The sequence below is a fragment of the Solirubrobacter deserti genome, assembly GCF_027587175.1.
Taxonomy (GTDB): Bacteria; Actinomycetota; Thermoleophilia; order Solirubrobacterales; family Solirubrobacteraceae; genus Solirubrobacter; species Solirubrobacter deserti.
Window position 1 is genome coordinate 27601 of the sequence record NZ_JAPCID010000005.1, and the last position, 13758, is coordinate 41358.

At 71.6% G+C, this 13758-nt stretch carries 9 protein-coding genes; 7 read left to right on the forward strand and 2 right to left on the reverse strand.

The annotated features are described in order from the left end of the window. Window positions 1-33: 33 nt before the first annotated feature. Together OJ962_RS03445 and OJ962_RS03450 are read right to left on the reverse strand one after the other, a co-directional pair. The gene (locus OJ962_RS03445; RefSeq protein ID WP_202952144.1) at window positions 34-639 is read right to left on the reverse strand and encodes a DNRLRE domain-containing protein; all 606 of its coding nucleotides are present in this window, start codon (window positions 637-639) and stop codon (window positions 34-36) included. Continuing rightward, complete coding sequence (locus OJ962_RS03450; protein WP_202952145.1) at window positions 636-1250, reverse strand: DNRLRE domain-containing protein; 615 nt, start codon at window positions 1248-1250, stop codon at window positions 636-638. The genes OJ962_RS03445 and OJ962_RS03450 overlap by 4 nt, the downstream gene beginning before the upstream one ends. Window positions 1251-1434: 184 nt before the next feature. Between OJ962_RS03450 and OJ962_RS03455 the strand changes: the two genes are divergently transcribed. The 7 genes from OJ962_RS03455 to OJ962_RS03485 all read left to right on the forward strand — a co-directional run bounded on the left by OJ962_RS03455 (window position 1435) and on the right by OJ962_RS03485 (window position 13723). Then, window positions 1435-3576: an oxidoreductase gene (locus tag OJ962_RS03455; protein WP_202952146.1), complete on the forward strand. Its 2142-nt coding sequence runs from the start codon at window positions 1435-1437 to the stop codon at window positions 3574-3576. After that, the gene (locus OJ962_RS03460) at window positions 3573-4244 is read left to right on the forward strand and encodes an SDR family NAD(P)-dependent oxidoreductase (RefSeq protein ID WP_270006182.1); all 672 of its coding nucleotides are present in this window, start codon (window positions 3573-3575) and stop codon (window positions 4242-4244) included. The genes OJ962_RS03455 and OJ962_RS03460 overlap by 4 nt, the downstream gene beginning before the upstream one ends. Then, a complete protein-coding gene (locus OJ962_RS03465) occupies window positions 4237-5019 on the forward strand; it encodes an enoyl-CoA hydratase family protein (RefSeq protein WP_202952148.1) in 783 nt (260 codons plus the stop codon). Before OJ962_RS03460 ends, OJ962_RS03465 begins: the two co-directional genes overlap by 8 nt. Window position 5020: 1 nt before the next feature. Further along, on the forward strand, window positions 5021-6097 hold the full coding sequence (locus tag OJ962_RS03470; protein ID WP_202952149.1) for an acyl-CoA dehydrogenase family protein: 1077 nt from the start codon (window positions 5021-5023) through the stop codon (window positions 6095-6097). Continuing rightward, window positions 6027-7532: an AMP-binding protein gene (locus OJ962_RS03475; RefSeq protein ID WP_238930939.1), complete on the forward strand. Its 1506-nt coding sequence runs from the start codon at window positions 6027-6029 to the stop codon at window positions 7530-7532. The genes OJ962_RS03470 and OJ962_RS03475 overlap by 71 nt, the downstream gene beginning before the upstream one ends. Further along, complete coding sequence (locus OJ962_RS03480; protein ID WP_202952151.1) at window positions 7529-7915, forward strand: RidA family protein; 387 nt, start codon at window positions 7529-7531, stop codon at window positions 7913-7915. Before OJ962_RS03475 ends, OJ962_RS03480 begins: the two co-directional genes overlap by 4 nt. A gap of 153 nt (window positions 7916-8068) precedes the next feature. Further along, window positions 8069-13723 (forward strand): Ig-like domain-containing protein, encoded by a 5655-nt coding sequence (locus OJ962_RS03485; protein WP_202952152.1) that lies wholly within the window; start codon window positions 8069-8071, stop codon window positions 13721-13723. Window positions 13724-13758 lie beyond the last annotated feature (35 nt).

The following is a 13758-nucleotide window of genomic DNA, read 5'->3' on the forward strand; positions in this document are numbered from 1 at the left end:
CGCGCTCGCGCGCGGGCCGATCTCAGGCCGTGGCTAAGGCGTGTAGTTGACGACGAGCTGGATCGCGCCGCTCGCGGTGGTGGTCCCATACGCATACGCGCTGGGCTTGAACAGCTCGAACCCGTAGTTCGCCAGCGCCCCGCTGTGCCAGTCCTGGACCAGGTCGGTCAGGTCGAACAGCGCCGTGGTGGAGTCGCACCCGGACTCGAGGAAGACCGTCGAGGGCAGCCACGTCGAGATGCCGCCGTTCCACGACGTCGTGCCGCCGTCGGGAGAGGCCCAGGTCGGCGTGGTGCTCAGCCAGTCCGCGCCCTGCCCGATCCCCCACAGGTTGAGGCCGCAGGCGGTCCCGCCCGGGAGCCCGAGCTTCGGCAGCCGCAGCGTCGCGGACGTGACCGTCGCCGTCGCCGGCACGTTGCCCGCAACGTCGAACCGGTAGAGCCCACGGAACTCCTGATAGTGCGAGACGCCCGACAACGCCAGCCCGCAGCCGCTCGCGCCGTCGACGTTCTCGATCCAACACGCATGCAGGTCGGTTGGGCCGGAGAGCGTCACGGTGGCCGCGCTCGCCGAAGCGGCAGCGGTGGCGCCGACGACCACGCTCGCGGCGAGCGCCAGCAGCGCGCGTCGCGTGCTCATTCGTAGCTCACGAACAGTTGCGGGATCGCGCCCCAGTTGTTGCTGACGGCGAACTGCGTGCCGTCGCCGTTGACCAGTGACCAGCCGAGGTTGTACTCGGGGTTGGCCGCCAGATCGCCCACCGGCCCGGTCAGGTCGAAGATGACGCCGCTCTCGTCGCAGGTGCTGGCGTAGTGCGAGATGTGGCTCCACGTGGAAGAGCCGCCGTCCCACAGGGTCGTGCCGTCGGGCGTGGTCCAGGTCGGCGTCTGGGTCAGCCAGTCCGCGGACTGCGCGCGCAGATGGAGCCCGCTGCCGCAGACGTCCTCCTCGTCGTAGCCACCGAGCGGCAGCTTCAGGTAGGCGTCGGTCACGAGCGCGGTGTCCGGCACGTACGCGGCGATGTCGAACCACAGCAGGCCGCGGAACTCGTACGCACCCGACTGGCCGATGTAGGCCGAGTTGCAGTCCTCGAACTCCGTGACGCCGTTCGACGCGACCCAGCAGTTACGTGAGTCACTGCCCGAGATCTCGACGGTCTGCGCGGCTGCGGGTGCGGCCGCGCCCAGGGTCACCAGCACCGTCGCAGCGAACGTCCGCAGCGCGCGTCGCGCCGCTCCATGGTCCGGCATAGGCCTCCTCCTGTCGCGTCGCCGCCCGGGTCGGACGGCGCTCGGCCGGGAAGCTAAAGGAAACCGGCAGAGCGATGTGCCGAATTCAACGCGGTTGTAGTAGCCAGAACAATCCGGATTCAGCGAGAACGGCGCCGGCCCACCGCGCGGCGCCCGGCGCGCCGCACGGGAGTAGGGTCCGGACATGCGGATCGCCATCGCGGGTGGAGGACCCGGCGGGCTGTATCTCTCGATCCTGCTCAAGCGGCTGGATCCGTCGCACGAGGTCGTCGTGCACGAGCGCAACGCGCCCGACGACACGTTCGGCTTCGGCGTCGTGTTCAGCGACGAGACGCTGGCCGCGTTCGAGGCCGCCGACCCGGAGTCCTACGCGGAGATCGCGGCGGCGTTCGTGCGCTGGAGCGAGATCGACGTCCACTACCGCGGCGAGGTCGTGACCAGCGGCGGGCACGGGTTCAGCGCGATGGGCCGCAAGGACCTGCTCGGCATCCTGCAGCGGCGGGCGGCGGGGCTCGGCGTCGAGCTGCACTTCCGGTCCGAGGTCGCGGAGCTCGAAGGCGACCTCGTCGTGGCGGCGGACGGCGTGAACAGCACGCTGCGCGCCGCGTACGGCTTCGAGCCCCGGCTCGACCGCCGCCGCGCGACCTACGCCTGGTTCGGCACCGACCACGTCTTTGACGCCTTCACGTTCATCATCGCCGAGACGCCGCGCGGCGTCGTGCAGGTGCACGCGTACCCGTACTCCGACACGCGTTCCACGTTCATCGTCGAGAGCACCGGCGTCCAGCTCGACCGGGCGCAGTGCGAGGACCTCTTCGGCTACCGGCTGATCGAGAACCGCACGCGCTGGATCAACTTCGTCACCGTGCGCAACCCGTTCTGGCGGCGCGAGCACGTCGTCCTGCTCGGGGACGCCGCGCACACCGCGCACTTCTCGATCGGGTCGGGCACCAAGCTCGCGATGGAGGACGCGATCTCGCTCGCGTGGGCCGTGCGCGAGGGTGACATCGACGCCTACGAGGCCGAGCGCCGGCCGATCGTGGAGTCCACGCAGCGCGCGGCGCAGGGGTCGCTGGAGTGGTTCGAGGGGATCGGGCGCTACGTGCACCAGGAGCCGCGCCTGTTCGCGTTCAACCTCCTCACGCGCTCGCGCCGGATCACCTACGGCGAGCTCCGTAAGCGCGACCCGGACTTCGTGGCCTCGGTCGCGGCGGACCCGCCGATGTTCACGCCGTTCACGCTGCGCGGGTTGACGTTGCGCAACCGCGTGGTCGTCTCGCCGATGGACATGTACAGCTCCGTGGACGGCACCCCGGGCGACTTCCACCTCGTGCACCTGGGGGCGCGGGCGCTCGGCGGCGCCGGGCTCGTGATGACGGAGATGATCTGCACGTCGGCCGCGGGGCGGATCACGCCGGGGTGCGGCGGCCTGTACGCCGAGGAGCACACCGCGGCGTGGAAGCGCATCGTCGACTTCGTGCACACGCACTCGCGCTCGGCGATCGGCTGCCAGCTCGGGCATTCGGGCCGCAAGGGCTCGACGAAGCTGATGTGGGAGGGCGACAACGAGCCGCTCGACGAAGGCAACTGGCCGCTGATCGCGCCGTCGCCGATCCCGTGGGACGACGCGCACCAGACGCCGCGCGAGATGACGCGCGCGGACATGGACGACGTGCGCGACCAGTTCGTCGCGGCGACGCGGCGGGCCGCGGCCGCCGGCTTCGACCTGCTCGAGCTGCACATGGCGCACGGCTACCTGCTCTCCAGCTTCCTCTCGCCGAGGACCAACGTGCGCGAGGACGAGTACGGGACCGACCGCGCGAAGTTCCCGCTCGAGGTGCTCGCCGCGTGCCGCGCCGTGTGGGATGGGCCGCTTTCGGTACGCATCAGCGCGACGGACTGGGTGGACGGCGGCTTCGACGGCGACGCCGCGGTCGCGTTCGCGCGCCGGCTGCAGGCCGCGGGCTGCGACATCGTCGACGTCTCGACCGGCCAGGTCGTGCCCGACCAGCAGCCCGCCTACGGGCGCTCGTACCAGACGCCCTACGCCGACCGCATCCGCAACGAGGTGGGCATGCCGGTCATCGCCGTGGGCGCGATCTCCAGCTACGACGACGTGAACACGATCATCCTCGCCGGCCGCGCCGACCTGTGCGCGCTCGCGCGCCCGCATCTGTGGGACCCGCACTGGACATTGCACGCGGCCGCCGAGCAAGGAGTGGAGATGGAGTGGATCCCGCAGTACCGGTCCGGCGCGCGCGAGCCGCAGACGGGCAAGGACGTGCGGCGGATGCCGCTGCGGCGCTTCGACGAGGTGCACGCGTGAGGCGGGTGGTGGTCACCGGCGGCAAGCGCGGGATCGGCGCCGCGATCTCGGCCGCGTTCGCCGGCGACGAGGTGCTCGCGCTCGGCAGCGCGGACATGGACGTGACCGACGAGGCGGCGGTCGCTTCGGTGCTCGGCGAGCTCGAGGTCGACGTGCTGGTCAACAACGCCGGCGTGTCCTCCAGCGCACCCGTGCACCGGACGACGCTCGAGGAGTGGGAGCGTCAGCTGCGCGTGAACGCGACCGGCGCGTTCCTGTGTTCGCGCGCCGTCCTGCCGGGGATGCGCGAGCGCGACCGCGGGCGGATCGTGACCGTGGCGAGCGTCGCTTCGGTGCACGGCTCGCGCTACACGAGCGGCTACACGGCGTCCAAGCACGCGGTGCTGGGGTTCACGCGCGCGCTCGCGAGCGAGGTGGCGGGCACGGGCGTGACCGCGAACTGCGTCTGCCCCGCCTACGTGCGATCTGGCATGACGGACACCACGATCGCGAACATCGAGGCGCGCACGGGCAAGGACGGGGAGGCGGCGCTGACCGCGATGACGCCGCTGGGGCGGCTGATCGAGCCGGAGGAGGTCGCGTTCGCGGTGCGGTTCTTCGCAGCCGACGAGGCGGGCGCGATCAACGGCCAGAGCCTGCTGATCGACGGAGGCGGCGTGCATGGCTGAGTTCGGCTGGGAGGTCCGCGACGGCGTCGGGTTCGTCACGCTCGTCGGCGCCGAGCGCAAGAACCCGCTGACGTTCGCGTCCTACGCGGCGCTGCGCGACCACTTCCGCGCGCTCGCGTACGACCAGGAGGTGCGCGCCGTCGTGATCGCGGGGGAGGCGGGCAACTTCTGCAGCGGCGGCGACGTGCGCGACATCATCGGCCCGCTGACCGAGATGGACATGCCCGGGCTGCTGCGCTTCACGCGCATGACAGGGGACCTGGTGAAGGCGATCAAGGGCTGCGGCCGGCCGGTGATCGCGGCGGTCGACGGCGTGTGCGTGGGCGCCGGCGCGATGATCGCGACGGCGAGCGACCTGCGGTTCGGGTCGCCGCGCGCGAAGGTCGCGTTCCTGTTCACGCGCGTGGGGCTCGCGGGCTGCGACATGGGCGCGTGCGCGATGCTGCCGCGGATCGTCGGCCAGGGGAGGGCCGCCGAGCTGCTCTACACCGGCCGCTCGATGGGCGCCGAGGAGGCCGAGCGCTGGGGCTTCTTCAATCGCGTCACCGAGGACGTCGAGGCCGCGGCCGCCGAGCTCGCGGCGTCGTTGGCCGCGGGCCCGGGCTTCGCACACGCCATGACCAAGACGATGCTCGACCACGAGTGGGACCTGTCGCTGCCGGCCGCGATCGAGGCCGAGGCGCAGGCCCAGGCCATCTGCATGCAGACGCAGGACTTCGAGCGGGCGTACCGCGCCTTCCTGGCCAAGGAGCGGCCGGTGTTCGAGGGCAACTGACGTGCTCGACTGGCCGTTCTTCGAGGACCGCCACCGCGCGTTCGCCCGCTGGGCCCGCGAGCAGGTGCCGCACGTCCCGGAGACCGACGCTGTCGACGCCCGCTGCCGCGCGCTCGTGCACGAGCTCGAGCCGTGGCTACCGCACACGGTCGCGGCGCCCCTCGACGTGCGCACGCTGTGTCTCGCGCGCGAGACGCTCGCCTACCACGACGCGCTCGCGGACTTCGCGTTCGCCATGCAGGGGCTCGGGGCCGGCCCGATCACGCTGTTCGGCGACGACGCGCTGCGCGAGCGCTACCTGCCGGGCGTCGCCGCGGGGAAGCGGATCGCCGCGTTCGCGCTCTCGGAGCCCGAGGCCGGCTCGGACGTCGCGGCGATGACGACCCGCGCGGAGGGGAACCGCGTCACCGGCACCAAGACGTGGATCTCCAACGGCGGGATCGCGGACTTCTACACGGTCTTCGCGCGCGCGAGCGAGGGCATCAGCGCGTACGTCGTCGACGCCGAGCACGTCGAGGTCGTCGAGCGCATCGACGTGATCGCGCCGCACCCGCTCGCGACGCTGCGCTTCGACGGCGCGCCCGCGACGCCGATCGGGGCACCCGGGAAAGGGATGCGGATCGCGCTCGGCACGCTCGACGTGTTCCGCTCGACGGTTGGTGCCGCGGCGCTCGGCTTCGCCCGCCGCGCGCTCGACGAGGCGCTCGCGCGCGTCAAGGAGCGCCGGCTGTTCGGCGCGCCGATGGCCGAGCTCCCGCTCGTGCAGGCCAAGCTCGCCGACATGGCGCTCGGCGTCGACGCCAGCGCCCTGCTCGTCTATCGCGCAGCCTGGACCAAGGACACCGGCGCCGAGCGCGTCACCCGCGAGGCCGCGATGGCCAAGCTCCACGCCACCGAGACCGCCCAGCGGGTCATCGACGCCGCCGTGCAGGTCTTCGGCGCCTTCGGGGTCACGTCCGGTCAGGTCGTGGAGCGCCTGTACCGCGAGATCCGCGCGCTGCGGATCTATGAGGGCGCGTCCGAGGTCCAGCAACTCATCATCGCCCGGGAGGTGTTACGTGGACACGTTCGCCCGTGAAGGGCTGCCGCCGCGCGAGCGGTGGCCCGACCTGCTGCTGCTCGACTACCCACCACGCCTGAACGCGGCCGAGGAGCTGCTCAAGCACGAGGGCACCGCGATCGCCAATGGCTGGTCCTATGCGGAGCTGGCCGAGCGCGCGGACGCGATCGCGGGCGCGCTCCACATCGAGCCGGGCGCGCGTGTGCTGCTGCATTCGCCCAACACACCGGAGGCGATCGCGGCGTGGCTCGGCATCCTGCTCGCGGGCGGGATCGTCGTCGCCACGATGCCGCTGCTGCGCGCGCGGGAGATCGACAAGGTCGTCGCCAAGGCGCGGGTCGACAAGGCGGTCGTCGCCCGCGAGCTGGCCGCGGAGGTCAACGTCAAGGAGAGGTTGATCCTCGAGGACCTGCCGACCCAGGGCTGGTTCGACGCGTGCGACACGGCCGCCGACGATGTCGCGATCATCGCCTTCACGAGCGGGACCACGGGCGAGCCGAAAGGCTGCGTGCACTTTCACCGCGACCTGCTCGCGTGCTGCGACACGTTCGCCGCCCGCGTGCTGGACCCGCAACCGTCGGACGTGTTCAGCGGCTCGCCGCCGATCGCGTTCACGTTCGGGCTCGGCGCGTCACTGCTGTTCCCGCTGCGCTTCGGCGCGGCCACCGCACCCACCTCTCCGCCGCAGCTGCTCGAGACGCTGCACACGCAGCGGGTGACGACGCTGTTCACCGCGCCGACGGCCTACCGCGCGCTGCTGCGCGAGCCGCTGCCGGACTCGCTGCACACGTGCGTGTCCGCGGGCGAGCCGCTCCCCGCCGGCGTGTCCGACGCGTGGCTGGAGAAGACCGGCATCCGGATCGTCGACGGGATCGGCTCCACCGAGATGCTGCACATCTTCATCGCCTCGCCGGCGAGCGAGGCGAAGGCCGGCTCATGCGGGCGGCCCGTGCCCGGCTATGAGGCGCGGATCGTCGACGACGCGATGCGCACGCTGCCGCCGGGCGAGGTGGGCCGGCTCGCCGTGCGCGGCCCGACCGGTTGCCGGTACCTCGACGATCCGCGTCAGACCGCGTACGTGCGTGACGGCTGGAACCTCACCGGCGACGCGTTCTCGATGGACGCCGACGGCTACTTCTGGTTCCAGGCGCGCACGGACGACATGATCATCAGCGCCGGGTACAACATCTCCGGCTTCGAGGTCGAGGCGGCGCTGCTCGAGCATCCGTCCGTGAAGGAGTGCGCGGTCGTCGGCGTGCCCGACGAGCAGCGCGGGCACGTCGTCAAGGCGTGGGTCGTCCCGGCCGCGCCGGTCGAGGTCGGCGCGCTGCAGGACTTCGTCAAGGCGCGGATCGCGCCCTACAAGTACCCGCGCCGCGTCGAGTTCCTGGACGCGCTCCCGCGCACGCCCACGGGCAAGGTGCAGCGCAACGTCCTGCGGGAGCGCGGATGAGGCGCCTGCAACCGCCGGGGTGGCCCCAGCCGCGCGGCTACGCCAACGGCATCGAGGCGTCCGGCCGGCTCGTATTCGTCGCGGGACAGATCGGTTGGGACGAGACGGGAACGCTCGTGTCCGACGCCCTTCCCGCACAGGTCGGGCAGGCGCTGCGCAACGTCCTCGCTGTGCTCGCGGAAGCGGGCGCCGGACCCGAGCACGTGGTCCGCTTGACGTGGTTCGTCACCTCTCGCAACGAATATGTAGCCTCGTTGAAGGCGATCGGCGTCGAGTACCGCGACGTGATGGGACGTCATTTTCCGGTCATGGCCGTCGTCGAGGTCAGCGGTCTCGTAGAGTCCGACGCGAAGGTCGAGATCGAGGCCACGGCGGTCGTCTGAGCCGCGTCCGCCGGAATCGTTGGACGAACATCTGAAATCAATCGACGAAAGTGCGGGTCACCGGTCGATCGAAGTGGGTTGACTTCCGACCGCCGTCCGTCATAGGGTGTGAGCCTCCGGTCCAGGGTTTCGAGGGGGAGAGACGGTCGAGGGATGAGGAAGTCGGTCCTGCCATGGCTGGCGTGCGTAATCGTGGCGTTGATCGCCATTCCAGCGTTCGCGTCAGGCGCCGCGGTGCGCAACGCGCCCGTGCCTACGAGTGCACCTCAACCGCCGGCCGCCGCGCCGACGGTCACCTTCAAGACCTCCGCGGCTGAGACGGGCTTCACGGCGGCCGCCGCACCCGAGGCCGACCAGGCCTTCCTCGTCCGCGACAACTTCTTCCAGGACGCGTCCGGTGACGACCCCCAGGACAACCGGGTCACGATCAACGCTGGTGAGAAGGTCAGCTTCGCGCAGCTGCAGGCGGGCATGCCGCACAACGTCGCGTTCAGCAACGCGCAGCCCACGTCGTGCACCCAGCTGACGGGCAACCCGATCGACACCAACACCTCGCCCCCGATGCCCGACCTGGCGACCAACGAGGACTGGACCGGCGAGTGCCGGTTCAACACCGGCGGCACCTACAACTTCTTCTGCACCCAGCACGAGGGCATGGAGGGCACGATCGAGGTCGAAGGGGGCACGGCGACGCCGACCCCGACGGTCACGGTCACGCCGACCCAGACGCCGAGCGGGCGTCCGCACATCGTCGCCAAGGACGCGCCGTTCAGGTTCGAGCAGGCCGCCGGCGGGGCCCCCAGCGTCACGATCAAGGTCGGTCAGACGGTCGACTTCAGCTATCCGGCGAGCCCGACGCCCAACGTCCACAACGTCGACTTCCGGCGCGACCTGACCAAGCCGACGAACGGTCCGCAGCCGACCTGCGTGCAGACCGCCGGCATCGGTCCGTATCCCGCGCCGCCGCTGCCGCAGTTCTCGCTGCCACCCGGATGGGCGGGCAACTGCACGTTCAACGAGGCGGGCCGGTTCACGTTCGTCTGCGCCGCGCACCCGGTGGAGATGCAGGGCGTGGTCGTGGTCGAGACCGACCAACCGACCGAGCCACCGGACACGACGATCACCGGCGGCCCCACCGGGTCGACGACGCAGACGTCGCACAACTTCACCTTCACGTCGGACAAGCCGGCCGCGACGTTCGAGTGCAAGCTCGACCGCCCGGGCACGCCCGGCACCTACGCCGCGTGCACCACGCCGGCCGCGTTCACCACGACCACCGACGGCGCGTACACGTTCACGGTCCGCGCGGTGCTCAACGGAACCCCCGACCCCTCGCCCGCGACACGAAGTTTCACGGTGGACAGACAACCACCGGACACCTCGATAAACAGCGGGCCGAGCGGGACCGTCACCACGACGTCCAACGCGTTCCAGTTCGCCGGCAACGAAACGGGCGTGACGTTCGAGTGCCGCCTGGACACGCCGGCCGGCAACGGCTCCTTCGCCGCGTGCACGTCGCCGCAGAGCTATACGACGACGGCCAACGGCGCCTACACGTTCCACGTCCGCGCGCGTGACGCCGCGGGCAACGTCGACCCCGAGCCCGCCACCCGCACGTTCACCGTGGACACCGCGGCGCCGGACACGACGATCACGAGCGGCCCTACGGGCACGACCAACAACGCGTCACCGTCCTTCGGCTTCACCGCCGAGACCGGCGCGACGTTCGAGTGCCGCCTCGACGGTCCGGGCTCGACGGTCGGGACGTGGGTGGCCTGCACGTCGCCGCGCGCGGTCGGTCCGCTGACCGACGGCACCTACACGTTCAACGTGCGCGCCCGCGACCTCGCGGGCAACACGGACGCCTCGCCCGCGACGCGCACGTTCACGGTCGAGACGGCGGCGCCCGACACGAACATCACGGGCGGGCCGACCGGCACGACCAACAGCACGTCGGCGTCGTTCACGTTCACCTCGACCAAGCCCAACTCGACCTTCGAGTGCCGCCTGGACACGCCGGCGGGCAACGGCACCTTCGCCGCGTGCACGTCGCCGCAGACGTACACGACGACCGCCAACGGCGCCTACACGTTCCACGTGCGCGCCATCGACGGCGCGGGCAACCCGGACGCCTCCCCGGCGACCCGGACGTTCACGGTCGACACGAGCGCCCCGGACACGACGATCGACTCCGGCCCGACCGGCACGATCACCAACAACTCGCCGCAGTTCACCTTCTCCAGCTCGGAGACCGGCTCGACGTTCGAGTGCCGCCTCGACGGGCCGGGCGCGACGCCCGGCACGTGGCAGACCTGCACGTCGCCGCGCATCCTCGGCTCGCTGGCCGACGGCGCGTACACGTTCAACGTGCGCGCGACCGACGGCGCCGGCAACGTCGACGCGACGCCCGCGACGCGGACGTTCACGGTCGACGCGGCGGCCCCGGACACGACGATCGACTCCGGCCCGACCGGCACGATCACGAACGCCTCGCCGCAGTTCGCGTTCTCGAGCTCGGAGACCGGCTCGACGTTCGAGTGCCGCCTGGACGGCCCCGGCTCGGCGACGGGCACCTACCAGTCCTGCACCTCGCCGCGCACGCTCGGCCCGCTGGCCGACGGCACCTACACGTTCCTGGTGCGGGCGGTCGACGCCGCCGGCAACGCCGACGGCACGCCCGCCTCGCGGACGTTCACGGTCGACGCGACGGTGCCGAACACGACGATCGACTCCGGTCCGACCGGCACGATCACCAACGCGTCGCCGCAGTTCACGTTCTCCTCGAGCGAGCCGGGCTCGAGCTTCGAGTGCCGCCTGGACGGCCCGGGCTCGACGACGGGCACCTACCAGTCCTGCACCTCGCCGCGCACGCTCGGCCCGCTGGCCGACGGCACCTACACGTTCTCCGTCCGCGCCCTCGACGCGGCCGGGAACACGGACGCGACGCCCGCCACGCGGACGTTCACGGTCGAGACCTCGCTGCCGGACACGTCGATCACCGGCGGTCCCGTGGGCACCACGAGCAACGCGTCGCCGTCCTTCACGTTCACGTCCACCAAGCCGGGCTCGACCTTCGAGTGCCGCCTGGACGGCCCGGGCTCGGCGACCGGCACGTTCGCCGCCTGCACGTCGCCGCACGCGGTCGGCCCGCTGGCCGACGGCAGCTACACGCTGCAGGTCCGCGCGCGTGACGGCGCCGGCAACCTGGACCCGACGCCGGCCACGCGCCAGTTCACGGTCGACACCGCCGCGCCGAACACGACGATCGACTCCGGCCCGACCGGCACGATCAACACGACCTCGGCGAGCTTCACGTTCTCGGGGTCCGAGCCGGGCTCCACGTTCGAGTGCAAGCTCGACACGGGCGAGTTCACCGCCTGCACGTCGCCGCAGGCCTACACGGACCTGGCGGTCGGCGAGCACACGTTCTCGGTCCGCGCCAAGGACGCGGCCGGCAACGTCGACGCGACGCCCGCCACGCGCACGTTCACGGTGGACGCGGCGGCGCCGGACACGACGATCGACTCCGGCCCGACCGGCACGATCAACGGGACCTCGGCCACGTTCACGTTCTCGGGCTCCGAGCCGGGCTCCACGTTCGAGTGCAAGCTCGACCGCCCCGGCACGCCGGGCACCTACGCGGCCTGCACCTCGCCGCAGGCCTACACGGGCCTGGCGGCCGGCGAGCACACGTTCTCGGTCCGCGCCAAGGATGCGGCCGGCAACGTCGACGCGACGCCCGCCACGCGGACGTTCACGGTGGACACGGCCGCGCCGGACACGACCATCACGGGCGGCCCGACGGGCGCGACGAACAACGGCTCGCCGCAGTTCACCTTCGAGTCCTCCAAGCCGGGCTCGACGTTCGAGTGCCGCCTGGACGGCCCGGGCTCGGCCACCGGCACCTGGGTGGCCTGCACGTCGCCGCGGGCGGTCGGTCCGCTGGCGGACGGCGCGTATACGTTCAACGTCCGTGCCAAGGACGCGGCGGGCAACGTCGACGACTCGCCGGCGACCCGCCAGTTCACGGTCGACACGGCCGCGCCGGACACGACGATCGACTCCGGCCCGACCCACACGGAGACGACGTCCGCGTCGTTCACGTTCTCCAGCACGGAGGCCGGCGCGACGTTCGAGTGCAAGCTCGACCGCCCGGGCACGCCGGGCACGTTCGCCGCCTGCACCTCGCCGCAGAACTACACGGGCCTCGCGAACGGCGAGTACACGTTCTCGGTCCGCGCGAAGGATGCCGCGGGCAACGTGGACCCGACGCCCGCGACCCGGACGTTCACGGCCGACATCAGCGGGCCGGACACGACCATCACCGGCGGTCCGACCGGCACGATCACCAACGCCTCGCCGCAGTTCACGTTCGAGGCCTCGCGACCGAACTCGTCGTTCGAGTGCCGCCTGGACGGCCCCGGCACGGCGACCGGCACGTACGCGGCCTGCACCTCGCCGCGCACGCTCGGCCCGCTCGCCGACGGCGAGTACACGTTCCGCGTCCGCGCCAAGAACGCCAGCGGGACCGTGGACGAGACGCCGGCGACGCGGACGTTCACGGTGGACACGACGGCGCCGAACACGACGATCGAGTCCGGGCCGACCGGCACGGTCAGCTCGACCACGGCGACGTTCACGTTCTCCGGCTCCGAGACCGGCTCGACGTTCGAGTGCAAGCTCGACGGGGGTGAGTTCACCGCCTGCACGTCGCCGCAGACCTACACCGGGCTGGCGGCCGGCGAGCACACGTTCTCGGTTCGCGCCAGGGACGCGGCCGGCCACGTCGACGCGACGCCCGCGACGCGGACGTTCACCGTCGACACGACCGCGCCGGACACGACGGTCGAAGGCCCGACGGGCACGATCACGACCCCGTCGGCGTCCTTCACGTTCACCTCGACGAAGCCCAACTCGACGTTCGAGTGCAAGCTCGACCGTCCCTCGGGCGCCGGCACCTACGCCGCATGCACGTCGCCGCAGGCCTACACCGGCCTCGCGAACGGCGCGTACACGTTCTCCGTCCGCGCCAAGGACGCGGCCGGCAACGTCGACGCCACGCCCGCCACGCGCACCTTCACGGTGCAGGTGGCGGCGCCGGACACGACCATCACGGGCGGCCCGACCGGCACGATCAGCGAGACCACGCAGACGTTCACCTTCAGCGGTGACGCCGGCGTGACGTTCGAGTGCCGCCTGGACACGCCGGCCGGCCAGGGCGAGTTCTCGGCCTGCACGTCGCCGAAGACCTACACCGCGTCCACCTCCGGCAACTACACGTTCTGGGTGCGGGCGAAGGACGCGAACGGCACGGTCGACCCGACGCCCGCGAGCCGGACCTTCACCCTGCAGGCCGGGACCCCGACGGAGACGTCGGTGGACGCCGAGGTGTCCGGCATCGTGCCCACCGTCCTGGGCCTGACGCTCAACGGCCCGGCGGCCTTCCCGCCGTTCATCCCGGGCGTCGGCACGACCTACGAGGCGACGCTCGGCGCGACGATCACGAGTTCCGCCGACAAGGCCGAGCTCGCGGTGGTCGACCGAACCGGCGTGCAGCCCGGGCGGCTGGTCAACGGCACTTACGTGCTGACCGATCCGCTGCAGGTGCGGGCGCTGCGAGCCGGCCAGGACAACCCGCTGTGGAACCCGGTCAGCGCCACCCCGGTGCGCCTGCTCGCGTACCCCGCCTACATCGCCTCCGACCAGGTCACGATCGCGTTCCGCCAGACCGTGAGAAACAACGAGGCGCTGCTCGCCGGCGAGTACACCAAGACCCTGACGTTCACGCTCTCCTCGACTCAGCCATGATCACCGCCTTGCACAAGACAGCTGGACGGCGCGCG